Source organism: Yinghuangia seranimata (assembly GCF_029953285.1).
Taxonomy (GTDB): domain Bacteria; phylum Actinomycetota; class Actinomycetes; order Streptomycetales; family Streptomycetaceae; genus Yinghuangia; species Yinghuangia seranimata.
On the sequence record NZ_JASAOI010000008.1, the window covers coordinates 96,439 to 110,061 of the forward strand.

The 13,623-nt window shown below is 73.5% G+C and carries 11 protein-coding genes; 2 read left to right on the forward strand and 9 right to left on the reverse strand.

Annotated features, from left to right (window positions below):
- Positions 1-110: 110 nt before the first annotated feature.
- The 7 genes from QI554_RS05885 to QI554_RS05915 form a co-directional block, all read right to left on the reverse strand.
- Positions 111-887 carry a tyrosine-protein phosphatase gene (locus QI554_RS05885; RefSeq protein ID WP_281466605.1) on the reverse strand — a complete coding sequence of 259 codons (777 nt, stop codon included), beginning with the start codon at positions 885-887 and terminating at the stop codon, positions 111-113.
- A 33-nt stretch (positions 888-920) separates the two neighbouring features.
- Positions 921-1,880 (reverse strand): ABC transporter ATP-binding protein, encoded by a 960-nt coding sequence (locus tag QI554_RS05890; protein ID WP_281466607.1) that lies wholly within the window; start codon positions 1,878-1,880, stop codon positions 921-923.
- On the reverse strand, positions 1,877-2,947 hold the full coding sequence (locus QI554_RS05895) for an ABC transporter ATP-binding protein (protein ID WP_281466609.1): 1,071 nt from the start codon (positions 2,945-2,947) through the stop codon (positions 1,877-1,879). Before QI554_RS05895 ends, QI554_RS05890 begins: the two co-directional genes overlap by 4 nt.
- Positions 2,944-3,867, reverse strand: coding sequence for an ABC transporter permease (locus tag QI554_RS05900; RefSeq protein WP_281466611.1), 924 nt, complete (start codon positions 3,865-3,867; stop codon positions 2,944-2,946). The genes QI554_RS05895 and QI554_RS05900 overlap by 4 nt, the downstream gene beginning before the upstream one ends.
- Before the next feature lie 112 nt (positions 3,868-3,979).
- Positions 3,980-4,942, reverse strand: coding sequence for an ABC transporter permease (locus QI554_RS05905; RefSeq protein WP_281466613.1), 963 nt, complete (start codon positions 4,940-4,942; stop codon positions 3,980-3,982).
- Positions 4,939-6,480 carry an ABC transporter substrate-binding protein gene (locus QI554_RS05910; RefSeq protein ID WP_281466615.1) on the reverse strand — a complete coding sequence of 514 codons (1,542 nt, stop codon included), beginning with the start codon at positions 6,478-6,480 and terminating at the stop codon, positions 4,939-4,941. The genes QI554_RS05905 and QI554_RS05910 overlap by 4 nt, the downstream gene beginning before the upstream one ends.
- Positions 6,477-8,285, reverse strand: a complete 1,809-nt coding sequence (locus QI554_RS05915; protein WP_343230763.1) for a glycoside hydrolase family 3 protein — start codon at positions 8,283-8,285, stop codon at positions 6,477-6,479. Before QI554_RS05915 ends, QI554_RS05910 begins: the two co-directional genes overlap by 4 nt.
- Before the next feature lie 119 nt (positions 8,286-8,404).
- Between QI554_RS05915 and QI554_RS05920 the strand changes: the two genes are divergently transcribed.
- Positions 8,405-9,469, forward strand: a complete 1,065-nt coding sequence (locus QI554_RS05920; RefSeq protein WP_281466616.1) for an Lrp/AsnC family transcriptional regulator — start codon at positions 8,405-8,407, stop codon at positions 9,467-9,469.
- A 9-nt stretch (positions 9,470-9,478) separates the two neighbouring features.
- On the opposite strand, the gene QI554_RS05925 is transcribed toward QI554_RS05920, so the two are convergent.
- Together QI554_RS05925 and QI554_RS05930 are read right to left on the reverse strand one after the other, a co-directional pair.
- Positions 9,479-10,957, reverse strand: coding sequence for an MFS transporter (locus QI554_RS05925; RefSeq protein WP_281466619.1), 1,479 nt, complete (start codon positions 10,955-10,957; stop codon positions 9,479-9,481).
- Positions 10,958-11,077: 120 nt separating this feature from the next.
- Entirely contained in the window at positions 11,078-12,706 is a 1,629-nt protein-coding gene (locus QI554_RS05930; protein ID WP_281466621.1) for a TIGR03767 family metallophosphoesterase, read from the reverse strand.
- A gap of 179 nt (positions 12,707-12,885) precedes the next feature.
- Here QI554_RS05930 and QI554_RS05935 point away from each other — a divergent pair, with 179 nt between their 5' ends.
- Complete coding sequence (locus QI554_RS05935) at positions 12,886-13,617, forward strand: SDR family NAD(P)-dependent oxidoreductase (protein WP_281466623.1); 732 nt, start codon at positions 12,886-12,888, stop codon at positions 13,615-13,617.
- Positions 13,618-13,623 lie beyond the last annotated feature (6 nt).

Consider the following 13,623-nt stretch of genomic DNA (forward strand, 5'->3'; position numbering starts at 1 on the left):
CGTGTCGAGCAACATCCGCCGTATCCCGGGCCGACCGGAAGGCCCGTCCGCGCAATCCCCGCCGCCGCAGCGCCCCTTGGTCCCCTTGCGCCGCGGCGGCGGTCGGCCGCTCAGTCCAGCAGCCGCGCCCGCAGCGCGCCGCGCAAGGCCTCGTCGACCCCGAGCACGTCCCGCAGATACCCGTCAACGCTGCCGTGACTGCGCCGGACGTGGTCGAGCGCCCCCGTCAGGTATTCGGCGCGCACGCCCATCACCGGCCCGAACGCCTCGGCGATCCGGGGGTCGACCCCGACAGCCCGCTCGACCGCGCCGTTGGACAGCAGGTACTCGTCGAGGACGTCCTCCTCCGGCACCCCCAGCGCGAGCAGCACGAGCGCGACCGTCCAGCCCGTGCGGTCCTTGCCCGCCGAGCAGTGGACCAGCGCGGGCGTGCCCTGCGGCTCGGCGATCCGGGCCAGCGTGGCCGCGAAGACGCCGTCCGGGTCCGCCGTCATCTCGACGTAGAACCCGGCCATGTGCGCGGCCAGGGCCGCCTCGTGGTCGCCGACCCCGCCGAGGCTCGCCAGCAGTCCCGGGTAGTCCCCGCGGACCAGGAACTCGCGCATCTGGAGGTAGGACCGCGAGGGCGGCAGGCCGAACGCGAGGCGCTCGGCGCCTTCCGGGACGGCTATGCCCTCGTCCTGGGCCTCCAGTTCGGCGCGCAGGTCGACGACGAGGCGGACGCCCAGACGCCGCAACGCGTCCAGGTCCTCGGCGGTGGCCTTTCCCAGGTGGCCGCTGCGAAAGAGCAGTCCGTGGGCGACGGTGCGCCCGTCTTCGGTGCGGAGGCCGCCGATGTCGCGCCAGTTGGCGATACCGGACAGGGCCGGGGCGTGCGGTGTCTGCATGCGGTCGTGCTCCAGGTGACGTGTGTGCGGCGGCTACGCGCCGGTGAGCGGGTGGTGGCAGGCGACCCTGCGGTCGGGCGCGATCCGCACGGTCGCGGGTTGTTCCGCGGCGCAGCGGGCGGTCGCCAGCGGGCAACGGGTGCGGAACCCGCAGCCCGACGGCGGGGCGAGCGGCGAGGGCGGGTCGGCCGCGACCAGCCGGGTGTCCGCGGCGAGTGCACGGCCGGGTTCCGGGACGGCGGCCAGCAGCGCCGCGGTGTAGGGATGGGTGGGAGCGGCCAGCACGTCCTCGGTCGGCCCCTCCTCGCACAGCCGCCCCAGGTAGAGGACGGCGACGTCGTCGCTGACCGCGCGCACCACGCCCAGGTCGTGCGAGATGAACAGCCCGGCCAGGCCGAGCGTCTCGGTGAGCCCGCGCAGCAGGTTGAGCACGGTCGCCTGCGCGGACACGTCCAGCGCGGAGACCGCCTCGTCGGCGATGAGCACGCGCGGTTCGGCGGCCAGAGCGCGGGCGATCGCCACGCGCTGGGCCTGGCCGCCGGACAGCTGCGTGGGCCTGCGGTCGGCGAAGAGGTCGCCGGGCAGGCCGACGGCGTCGAGGAGTTCGTCCACGCGGGCGTCGCGTCCGCCCTTCGGCGGCGTGCCGGGGTGCGCGTCGAGCGGTTCGGCGACGATGTCGCGCACGCGCCGGCGCGGGTTGAGGGAGGAAAGCGGGTCCTGGAAGACCATCTGCATGCGCGGCCGCAGCCCGCGCAACTCCCGGGCGGACAGTGCCGCCAGGTCGGTTCCGTCCAGCCGCACCGTGCCGGACGTCGGCGGCGGAAGGTGGAGGACGGCCTTGGCGATGCTGCTCTTCCCTGACCCGGACTCCCCCACCAATGCGAGTGTCCGGCGCGCTTCCAGGCTGAGGCTCACGTCGGTGACCGCGTGGAGCGGCCCGGAACGGGTGCGGTGGACCACGGAGATGCCGGTGGCTTCGAGCACGGGGGTCATGGGGCGGCCTCCTCGACCACGGTTCCGGTCGCGGCGGACGCGGGTTTCGGCACGACCACCGACGCTGTGGTCGACGTGGTCTCACGTCCGACCGGGTGGTGGCAGTGCGCGCTGTGCCCCTCCCCCACGTCCACGCGCGGCGGCGGAGCGGTCCCGCACACCGCTGAGGCGCGTTCGCAGCGCGGCGCGAAGGGACAGCCCGCGATCGGCAGCGCGAGGTCCGGCGGCGATCCGGGGATCGTGGGAAGGACGCGCCGGAGCTCCCCGGTCACCCGCGGAACGCTGCGCAGCAGCGCCACCGTGTAGGGGTGCACCGGCCGGCCGGTGACCGCCTCGGTGGGCCCGGTCTCCACGATGCGCCCGGCGTACATGACGGCGATGCGCTCGGCGCGCCCGTACAAGAGCCCGATGTCGTGCGTGATCAGCAGGGTTGCCAGCCCTCGAGCGGCGCGGTGCCGGTCCATCAGGTCGAGCACGGTGCGCTGCACGGTGACGTCCAGCGCGGTGGTCGGCTCGTCCGCGAGCAGCAGCGCGGGGTCGCCGGCGAGTGCGGCGGCGATGCCGACGCGTTGCCGTAGCCCGCCGGAGAGTTCGTGCGGGTACGCGCGGGCCCGCCGTTCGGGGTCGGGCACGTCCACGGCGGCCAGCAGCTCCGTCGCGACGCGCAGTCGTTCACGGCGTCCCATGCGGGTGCGGTTGGTGAGCGACTCGGTGACCTGGTCGACGACCCGCACCACCGGGTTGAGCGAGGTCATGGGGTCCTGATGGACCATCGTGATCCCGCCGCCCAGCCGGCGGCGCCGCTGTCGCGGATCGATGTCCAGCAGGTCGTCGCCGTGCAGCAGCACGCGTCCGGTGTTCTCCACGCGGACGGTGCGGCCGTGGACGCCGAGTACGGTGCGGGCGAGCACGGACTTGCCGGAGCCGCTCTCGCCGACGACGCCCAGGCATTCACCCGCGTCGATGGTGAGGCTGACGCCGTGCAGGACGTGCAGCGGGCCGCCGGCTGTGTGGATGTGGGTGTGCAGGGACCGTACGTCGAGGACAGGGATGTGCGGCGGCGTCATCGTGTGCTCTCCGTCCGTGCGGTCGGCGCGCCGGAACGCAGGTGTTCGCCCAGGTAGTTGAAGGCGAGGACGGTCAGGCACAGCACGGTGGCCGGGACCATCGAGATCCACGGCGCGCTGCCGAGCGTGGTGCGGCCTTCGGCGATGATGCCGCCCCAGGTCGGGGCGGGCGGGGGCAGGCTGAACCCGAGGAAGCTGAGGGCGCCTTCGGCCACGATGGCGATCGTGGTCGCGGTGAACGCGAAGGTGACCGCCACCGGGGCCATGTGGGGGACGATCTCCCGTCGCAGGATGCGCAGCGGCGACGTTCCGATCATGCGGGCCGCCTGGACGAACCCACGTTCGGTCAGGGAGAGCACCGAGGCGCGGGAAATCCGCATGAACGCCGGAACGGTGAACGCCCCGATCAGGCAGCCGATCAGCGGCAGCCCGGGCCCGCGGAGCGAGACCACGATCATGACGAGGATCAGGGTGGGCACGGACATCAGCAGGTCCGCCGCGAAGCCGATGACGCGGTCGGTCCAGCCGCCGAACCAGCCCGCCGCGACGCCGAGCGCGCCGCCGACGAGCAGGCCGACCGCGACAGTCAGCGCGGCGACGGCGAACGAGGCGCGGGCTCCGGCGGCGGTGCGGTAGAGCAGGTCGCGGCCGTTGGCGTCGGTGCCGAACCAGTGCCCGGGCCCGGGGGCGGCGGACGGGTGCGTGAAGTCGCCGCGCAGCGGGTCGCAGCCCGGCAGCAGCGGCAGGATCAGCGCGGTCAGCAGGACGACCAGCAGCCAGCCGGCCGCGACCAGCACCCCGACGGGCGGGCGCCGCCGGGCTCGTGCGACAGCGGGCCGGGCGGCGACCACGACGAGACCGGACGGATCCGGGACGGAAGCCGCGGAGCCGGACGGGACGGAAACGGGCGTGTCGGACACGATCGTTCCTCCGTCGGGCGCCGGCTCCGCGGCGGGTCGGAGGCCATCGGCGGCTCCGGGGCCGGCGACGGACCGAGAGCCAACGGCGGGTCGAGGGCCGGCGGGTCGGGATTCATCGGCGTGCATCGGCGATCCGGGGGTCGAGTCGGCGGTAGAGCAGGTCGACGGCGAGCGTCGCGGCGACCACGCCGGCCGCGGACACGACGATGACGGCCCGCAGGACGGGGAAGTCGCGCCCGGCGATGGCGGTCGCGACGAGGCTGCCGATGCCGGGCACCGCGAACAGCGTCTCCACCAGCACGGATCCGCCGAGCGAAGTACCGATGCCAAGGCCGACGAGGGTGACCAGCGGCAGCGACGAGGGCCGCAGCGCGCGGCGCGTGAGCAGTCGGCGGGTGGACATGCCGCGCCCGCGGGCGGCCGCGATGTACGGCTGGTCGAGCGTGTCCATCAGCTGCACCCGCAATGTTCGGGTGAAGACGGCCGCTTCGGTGAGCCCGAGCGTCAGCGCGGGCAGCACGAGGTGCCGCAGGTTCTCCACCGGGTCGTCGGTGAAGCGCACCCAGCCGGTCGCGGGGAGCACGCGCATCTGGACGGCCGCGACGTAGATGAGCAGCAGTCCGAGCACGAACCCCGGTGCGGCGGTCACCACGAACGCCCCAGTGGTGGCGACGCGGTCGAAGACGCCGCCGGGCTTCCACGCGGAGCGCAGGGCGACGGGGACGGCGACCGCGAGGGCGACGATCTGCGCGGTCAGGAACAGTTCGAGGGTCACCGGGATGCGGTCGCCCAGTTCGGTGGCGACCGGGACGTCGTTGAGCAGCGAGCGTCCGAGGTCGCCGTGCACGGCGTCGGTGAGCCACTGCCACAGTGCGGCGAGGACGTTCTCGTCCATCCCCACACGGTCGTTGTACGCGGCCACCTGTTCGGGGGTCGCGCCGGGTCCGAGTGCGGCGAGCGCCGGGGAGCCGGGCATCAGGCGGGGCAGTGCCGCCGCGCCGAGGGCGACGGTGAAAAGCACGGCGGCGGCGCGGGCGACGCGCAGCGACGCCCGCCGGAGAAGCCGCGCGCTCACGTGAGCCACAGTCCCGTCGGGGACAGGTTGAGGACCGTCGCCTTGTCGAGCGCGGGCACGCCGCCGACCTTGCCGGAGGCGATGTAGCCGACCCGGTTCTCGGTGAGGAACAGCATCGGCGCGTCCCGGACGACGGCCTTGGCCACGTCGTCGTAGGCGGTGCCGCGGGCGGCGGCGTCCAGCGCCGCGCGGCCGCGATTGAGGGCCTCCTCCACCTGAGGCGTGGTGAAGCCGGTGAAGTTGAACGGGCTGCGGGCGAGGAACAGCGACGGGAATCCGAGGTCGGTGTCGCCCAGGATGCTGGTGGTGAAGTCGAGGGCCTGGAACTGGCGTTGTCCCAGCGCGGTGGCCTGCGCGGCGGCGTCGGCGGGCTTGACGGTCATCTTGATGCCGACGTCGCCGAGCATCTGCTGGATCACGGTCGCGCGCTGCTGCGAGGCAGGGGTGCTGGGCACCAGGTAGTCGAACGAGACCTGCTTGCCGGATTCGGCGAGGAGCGCCTTCGCCTTGGCCGGGTCGAACCCGGGATACGAGGGGTTCTTGCGGTACGGCGACGTGGACAGCAGGGGCCCGTCGGCCACGCCGCCCTGTCCGAGGTTGACGACCTTGAGCAGCGCCTCACGGTCGATCGCGTACTGCATGGCCTGCCGTACGCGCGCGTCGTCGAACGGCGCCGTCGTGGTGTTGAGCAGGGCCACCGACACCGCGGCCGGCGCGGTCGCGCTGCGCAGCCCGTCGGCGGCGGCCTGCTTGTGCTGGGACGGCGTCTCCGTCCAGATGAGGTCGGTGTCGCCGGAGCGGAGGCTCTGATACCGGCTGTCGGTGTCCGGGAGCACCTTGTACTCGACGCGGTCGACGTGCGGCTTGGTGCCCCAGTAGTTCGCGTTCTTGGTGACGGTGACCGACACGCCGGTCTGGCTGCTCGCGACGGTGAACGGGCCGGAGCCCACCACGGCGTCGGGGCTCGTGCCGGGCGCGGCGATGTACCCGAGGGCGCGGGTGAACAGGTTCGGGAACGTGGCGTTGGGCGCCTTGAGGTCGAACCTGACGGTGGTGGGCCCCGCGGCGGCCATGCCAGCGATGGTGGCCGCGTCCACGATGCACGAGCACTTGGTCTCGGGCTTGGTGAGCCGGGTGACGTGGGCGACGACCGCTTGGGCGTCCAGCGGGGCGCCGTTGCTGAAGGTCACGCCCGGGGTGAGCTCGAGCGTCCAGCGGGTGGCGTCCGCGTTCGGGGTGAAGGACTTGGCGAGGTAGGGGTGCACGCCGCCCGCGGCGTCGTTGACCATCAGCGGGTCGAACAGGGCGTTGGCCAGAAGGAACATCGGTTGACTGGTCAACGTCGCGTCGGCGGGGTCCAGCTTCCCGAACGGCCGGTCGAGGCCGACCTTGAGGGTGCCGCCCTCCTTGGCCGTTCCGCCGTTGGACGCGGGCGGTTTGCCGGCGACCGCGTCGTCGGAGGTCGTGCAGGCGCTCGCGCCCGCGAGCACGCCGGCCAGTGCGGCCGTCGCGGCGAGCAGCCGGGTCGTGCGGGTCATGATCCCTCTCCTTCAGGTCCCTCAGAGATGTGGGGGTTCGCGGGGTGGCCGAAGCGGAACAGCGGGTCCGCGGTGTCGAACGGCACGTCTTCGCGCGACTCCTCGACGGCGCGCATGGACGAGGGCAGGTCGAACGGCAGGCGTCCCTCGGCTTCGGCGCGTCCGAACACGGCGTCCAGGACCAGGTCGTCCTCGGCGCCGAAGTCGGCCAGCAGCAGGAGCGCGGTGTCTGCGACGCCGGTGAGTACGGCGGGCCGGTCGAGGTGGACGCACAGGGCGAGCGGCACGGTCGCGCCGAGCCGGTTCAGGCGGGCGGTCTCGCCGGGCGGAAACTCCAGCGACCCGGCGCGGAAGGCGGCTTCGAGCAGCCCTTCGCGGTGCTCGTACGGCGCGTCGACGCGGACGACGGCCAGGTCGGCGTCCTCGGGCCGGTCCACGACCTTGCCGTAGCGGGATGCCACCTGCGGGTCGATGTTCTCGACGTACAGCGCGCAGTCCGCTTCGTAGCCGAGCGGTGTGCCGGACAGGCGGACGAGGGAGCGGCGCTGGACGGTGCGGCCCAGCGCGCGCGTCGCGGCGTCGCCGACGAGTTCGGCGGCGGCGTCCGGGTCCACATAGGGGTCGTCGAACAGCCCGAGCAGGAACTTGTCACGCAGGATGCGGCGTACCGAGGCGTCGATGCGGGACTCGGTGACGGCGCCGGACCGCACGGCGTCGACGATCAGCTCGGGGCGGGTCTCGCCGCCGAACTGGTCGACGTCGGCGTCCAGCAGCATGCGCACCTGCTCCTCCAGCGGCAGGTGCTCGACGCCCCAGTTGCGGGCGGGCAGCGCGCCCCGGCCGGGGATGGCCATCCCGGCCAGGAGGTTGAAGTCGGTGCAGACCACGCCGTCGAAGCGGTAGCGCCCGCGCAGCAGGCCGGCGACCACGTCGCGGTTGAAGCACGCGCCGACCTCGGCCATGCCGGTGCCGACGGGGATCCCGTAGCCCGGCATGACCTGTGCGCAGCCGGCTTCCAGGGCGGCCTCGAAGGGGCGGAGGTGGTACTCCAGGTTGCCGCCGGGGTAGGCGGCGAAGCGGCCGTACGAGAAGTGCGGGTCCTCGCCGGCCGCGGTCGCGCCGCCGCCGGGGAAGTGCTTGACCATGCAGGCCACACTGTCCGGCCCCAGCCGGTCGCCCTGGAACCCGCCGATGTAGGCGGCGAGCATGCGCGACGCGAGTCCGGCGTCCTCGCCGAAGGTTCCGTGGATCCGGGCCCACCGGGGCTCGGTGGCGAGGTCGGCCATGGGGTGCACCGCGACCCGGATACCGACGGCGCGCAGCTCGCGGGCCGCGGCCGCGGCGAACTCGGCGACCAGCCCGGGGTCGTCGGTCGCGGCCAGGCCGATCGGCTCGGGGCCGCGGCTGAACCCGCCGGACAGGTGGGCGACCGCCGCGTTGGCGGCGAAGCCGTGCCGCGGGTCCGAGGACAGCGTGACCGGGATGCCGAGCCGCGTGGCGGCCGCCTGGTCCTGGAGGTGGTTGTTCCAGCGCGCCATCACGGCGGGCTCGGGCATCGTCATGAGCAGGAAGTGGCTGACCCCGGCGTCGGCCGGCGCCGCACATTCCTCTGGGAACGTGTCGTGCCGCGCGGTAAAAAGGCGCCCGTGGCACATCAGCGCGGCCTTCTCGGCCAGAGTCATCCGCGGGAGCAGGTCGGCGACCCGCTCGTCGGCCGGCAGCCGCGGGTCCTCGTACGGCTCCATCGTGCCGTTGTGGTTCAGATCGCGGAACGCCGTCCCGTCGTGATGGCGCAGCAGTTTCACCGTTCGTCCTTGCGAGTGTCGTCGGCCGTCCACAGGGCTGCCATGGACCCCCGCCAGGGTTGCGGTTCCACGCCCGACGTCACCGCGGATGGCGGAAGCCGTCCTGGGAGGCCCGACTGATGCTCGAAACCAACGCCGTGCCCGGTCCCGACGCACTGGACGAACTCGACCTGGCGCTGGTCCACGCCCTGCAACTGGTCCCGCGCGCCTCCTGGTCCGACCTCGCGCCGGTGCTCGGCGCGGCGCCCGCGACCCTCGCGCGGCGGTGGCGCCGCCTGCAGGCGTCCGGCGCCGCGTGGATGACCTGCCACCCGGGTCTCGCGCACGGCACGGAGGCGCCGGTCAACAGCGTCGCGATGGCCGAGCTGACGGTCGCCCCGGGGCGGATCCCGGCGGTGTTCGCCGAGCTCGCCCACCACCGGCCGGTGATCAACATCGAGCACGTCACCGGCGCCCGCGACCTGCTCATCTGCGCGGCGGCGAGCAATGCGGGCGAGCTCGCGGACTACCTCCAGACCCGGCTGCCGTCCGTCCCCGGCATCACCAGCATCCGCGTCCAGATGCCGCGCCGCCTCTACAAGGACACCGGCGCCTGGCGGCTGCGCGCCCTCGACCGCGACCAGCGCCGCCGGCTGGCCGAACTCGCACCCGCCGCCTCGGGCGCGGCGTACCCGCTGGACGCGTACGACCGCGCGCTCCTCGCCCATCTCGGCCCCGACGGGCGGCTCAGCACCACCGAGCTCGCCCGTCGGCTGAACATCAGCGCGGTGACCGCGGCCCGCAGGCTGTCCCGGCTGATCTCGTCCGGCTACGCCCGGTTCCGCTGCGAACTCGCCCGCCCGCTCGCCGGCTGGCCGGTCACGGCGACGTGGTGGCTGCGCGTCCCTCCGGCCGACCTGGACGCGACCGCCGCCGAGCTGAGCGCGCTCGGCGACGTCCGCCTGTGCGTCTCGCTGACCGGAGCGGCGAACCTCGTGGTGGTCATGTGGCTGCGTCAGTCCCGCGACGCCCCCGCGATCGAGGCGGACTGGGCGCGCCGATTCCCCCGCATCGAGCTCGTCGACTCGGCGGTCACCCTCCAGGTGGTCAAGTGCATGGGACGCCTGGTCGGCACGGACGGCCTCAGCACGGGGTTCGTCCCGCTCGGCCTGTTCGAGCCCGAGTTGGTGGACGTCGCGTCGTAGCCGCGCTCGTCACGCGCCGGCCTCTTCCTCCCCCGCCGCGTGCCGTTCGTGCACGATGTCGGCGGCCGCTACGGCGAGTGCGACGGCGACGAATCCGATCGAGACCCCGAGCCCCGTGCGCAGCGGCCCGGCCCAGTCGCGACCGCCGTTCGCCGCGAGCCGGGAGAAGAACGTCGAGCCGACCGCCGCGATGCCGAACGCCGAGCCGATGCGCTGCCCGGTCTGGAGGACGCCGCCCGCGCTGCCGCCGCGCGCCGGTGGGACGCTCGCCAGCGTGAGCGCCTGGTTGGGCGCGATCACCAGCCCGCTCCCCAGCCCCGCGACGGCCAGCGGCGCGACCAGCGCCCACGCGGTGGCGTCGCCTTCGACGTGGCCGACGACGGCCACGGTGACCGCCAATCCGACGATCACCGCGATCAGCCCGGCGGCGACCAGGCGCCGCCCCCAGCGCGCGACGAGATGCCCGCCGACGGCGGCCGCGACCGCCGAGCCGAGCGCGAACGGGGTCACGGTCAGGCCCGCCTTCAGCGCCGTGAAGCCGAGCCCCGACTGCAGGTACAGGGTGAGGACGAAGAAGATCGACGTGAAGCCCGCGAAGTAGAACAGCATCACCAGCGAGCCGTAGGTGTACGACGCCTCCCGGAACAACCCGAGTTCCACGAGCGGTTCGTAGCGCCGCCGGTACCGGGCCTCCCACCAGACGAACGCCGCCAGCAGCAGCGCCGCCGCTGGGATCAGCAGCCACTTCTCGTTGCCCTGCCACTCGCGTTCCTCCACGAGCGGGAGCAGCAGCAGGACGACCGCCGTGCCGAGCAGGATCACGCCGACCGGGTCGAGCTGGCGCAGGCACGGCCGGTGCTCGTGCTCCGGCGGCGGCAGCACCCGCCTGGCCAGGACGAACGCCGCGACACCGATGGGGAGGTTGACGAAGAAGATCCACCGCCAGCCGCGTTCGACGCCGAACACCTCGATGATCAGGCCGCCCAAAACCGGCCCGACCGCGGTCGAGATCCCGACGACGGACCCGAACAGGCCGAACGCCCGCGCCCGTTCGGCGCCGCGGAACATCTGCTGGATGAGCGCCGACACCTGCGGGGTGAGCAGTCCGCCCGCGACGCCCTGCAACAGCCGTGCGAGGACGAGCCAGAGAGGCGTCTGGGCGGCGCCGCACAGCGCGCTGGAGGCGGTGAACAGTCCGACGCCGAGCATGAACATCATGCGGCGGCCGCGCGCGTCGCCGATCCGCCCGGCCGGGACCAGGGCGAGGCCGAAGGTGAGCGCGTATCCCGACAGCACCCACTGGATGTCGCCCACGCTCGCGCCGAGGGCCTCGCGGATGGACGGCAGCGCGACGTTCACGATCGACACGTCGAGCAGCGTGATGAACCCGGCGAGCAGGCACACCGCGAGCGCCTGCCATCGGCGCGGGTCGGGTGTGTAGCCGTCGTCGCCGCCGAGTCGCGCCGCCGTGGCCTCCCGTCCGCTCATGGGCGCCGTGACCGCGTGACCGAGCCGAACATACCGGCATTTCAACCACAAATAGCGCTATCGGATCGCGAGGACGCGGCGGGGGCGGCGCGAATCCACCCCGGTGGAGTACCGGTGGGGCTACGCGAACGGGTGCGGCAGCACGAGCTCGGTGTTGCGGTCTCCGGGCTCCCCCGGCCAGGCGCGGTCGGCGTGGATGTCGTTGTACGCCAGCTCGCGGTACAGCGCGGCGAGCCCGCGCGGCGTCCAGTCGTCGTGCTCGGCCGCGTACGGCGAGTCCGCCTCGACCAGCGTGGTGAACAGCGAGACGGTGCCGTCGGCGTTGTCGGCGACCTCGACGACGCGCGCGTGCTGCGGGAAGTCGACGTGGGAGGCGGTGTTGACCTCCCAGAAGCCCTGCGCGGGGGTCGGGCCGGGGTGCGGGGTGACGCGGTTGTAGTGGGTGTGGCCGTTGACCCAGGCGAGGACGTTCGGGAAGCGGTGCAGCAGGGCGACGAGCGCGTCCCCGAGCAGCCGCGGGTCGTCGGGGCGGCGCAGGTCGGGCAGCGTGTTGCTCATGGTCTCGCTGCTGTGGTGGCTGAAGACGATGACGAGTTCGTCGTCGCCGGGGTGCGTGCGGCGCCGGCCGTCGGTGCCGTACGAGGCGGAGCTGTGCCGGGTCAGGACGTCCTCGAGCCAGGTCAGCTGCCGCTGCCCGATCGAGCCGTGGCCGAAGCCGCCGGTGCAGGTGGTGTCGAGGCTGACGCCGAGCACACCGGGCGCGACGCGGAACGTGTAGTAGGCGTCGCGGCCGTCGGCGTTGGCCTCGGTGAAGCCGTGGCCGACGGGGCCCGGACCGGTGTTGGCGGGGTCGAGGTGGGCCTGGACGTACTCGGCGGGCGTGAACGGGCTGCGCCGCTCGTCCGCGGTGACCTCCGCCAGCGTGGCGTCGGGGCCGAAGATCTCCTCCATCGGGACGCCGGCACCGGACGCGATGGCGCGCAGGACCCGCCGGGTGCCGCGCTCGTCCCGCGCGACCGCCTTGCGCGTGCCGGTGTACCAGTCGGCCATGCTGTCGCCGCCGGCGATGATGCCGCCGAGCACGCTGTCGTCGTGGTTGCCGAACGCGGAGTACCAGGGCAGGCGCAGGCCGGGCGAGGCGAACTCCCGTGTGACGGCGTGGTCCAGGAGGCCGGGCAGGTACGGGAAGCCCGCTTCGGCGTAGCGGTCGCCCTTGAGACGGTCTCCTGGATGCCAGTAGAGGGGCTCGCCGGAAGCCTGGACGCCTTCGTACCGGGCACGGTCACCCGACCTCGGGTCGATCCGGCCGCCGTTGAACAGGCACATAAGCCAGTCGAGTTCGAGGTGCTCGTGGTTGTCGGTGTTGTCGCCGGTGCTGATGGCGAAGTCCAACGGCCGCCCGGTGAAAGGGGCGTGGGTGAGCGCGTTGACCCGCTCGATCAGCGCGACGGTCGACACGAGGCCGAGTGCCTCCTGAGGGCGGAACATCGGATGCACCAACGGGTGCAGGAACTCGACGCGGGCGGGGCTCTCGACGTCGGTGACGTGGACGTCGGTCACCTGGACGAACGCGGCCATCGGACGCCGTCGTTCGGCGCGGCCGGGCTTGGCCTCGGCGAGATCCTGGCGCAACACCGGGAGCCAGGCGGGGCCTTGGAGCAGACGGCTGTACGAGGCGCCCGGCCGGGCGGGTGCGGCGGCGTGCGCCAGGGTGGTTCCTTCGACGTACCGTGCCCGTGGCTCGTCCACGACCGCTCCCCCTCCGACGCGTCGGTACATGATCCGGGCATCGGGCCGACGGCGACAGGGGCACGCAGCCTCGGGACCGGGATCCTAGGACGAAAGGTCCCATCCTGCCCCGTCCCGCACCGACTTAGGCTCGCCGCGCAGTCCGCAAGACGCACGACCGACCGCGCTGGGAGCCAACGATGCCGGACCAGAACATCACCGTCGTGACCGGGGGAAGCCGCGGCATCGGCGCGGCCGTCTGCCGACGCCTGGCCACCGACGGCCACCACGTCGTGGTCGGCTACCACGCGGACGCCCTGGCCGCCGAGGAGGTCGCGGCCGACGTCACATGGGTCGGCGGAAACGCCCTCGCGGTCGCCGTCGACACCGCCGACGAGGCCTCGGTCGAGGCCCTCTTCGACACCGCCGCCCAGCTCGGGCCCGTCACCGGGCTGGTCAACAACGCCGGCATCAGCGGCCCCGTCGGCCCGCTCGCCGGCGCCTCGGCCGACGGCATGCGCCGCGCGCTCGAGGTCAACGTGCTCGGCTACCTCCTCTGCGCCCGGCGAGCCGTCCGCGAGATGTCCGCGACCGGCGGCGGCGCGATCGTCAACATCTCCTCCGCCGCGGCCACCCTCGGCAGCCCCGGCCAGTACGTCCACTACGCCGCCGGCAAAGCCGCGGTCGACGCCATGACCGTCGGCCTCGCCAAGGAGGTCGGACCCCGCGGCATCCGCGTCAACGCCGTCGCCCCCGGCAGCGTCTGGACCGACTTCCACGCCGACCCCCAACGCCCCGCCGAGCTCGCCCCCACCGTCCCCCTCCGCCGCGCCGGTCAGCCCGAGGAGATCGCCGCAGCCGTCGCCTGGCTGCTCTCCCCCGACGCGGCCTACACAACCGGCGCGATCCTCCGTGTCGCAGGGGGCCTGTAGCTTGAC

Coding starts and splice junctions, on each gene's coding strand:
- QI554_RS05885 (WP_281466605.1), bottom strand. CDS start 887: ATGCAGACACCGCACGCCCCGGCCCTGTCCGGTATCGCCAACTGGCGC.
- QI554_RS05890 (WP_281466607.1), bottom strand. CDS start 1,880: ATGACCCCCGTGCTCGAAGCCACCGGCATCTCCGTGGTCCACCGCACC.
- QI554_RS05895 (WP_281466609.1), bottom strand. CDS start 2,947: ATGACGCCGCCGCACATCCCTGTCCTCGACGTACGGTCCCTGCACACC.
- QI554_RS05910 (WP_281466615.1), bottom strand. CDS start 6,480: ATGACCCGCACGACCCGGCTGCTCGCCGCGACGGCCGCACTGGCCGGC.
- QI554_RS05920 (WP_281466616.1), top strand. CDS start 8,405: ATGCTCGAAACCAACGCCGTGCCCGGTCCCGACGCACTGGACGAACTC.
- QI554_RS05925 (WP_281466619.1), bottom strand. CDS start 10,957: ATGAGCGGACGGGAGGCCACGGCGGCGCGACTCGGCGGCGACGACGGC.
- QI554_RS05935 (WP_281466623.1), top strand. CDS start 12,886: ATGCCGGACCAGAACATCACCGTCGTGACCGGGGGAAGCCGCGGCATC.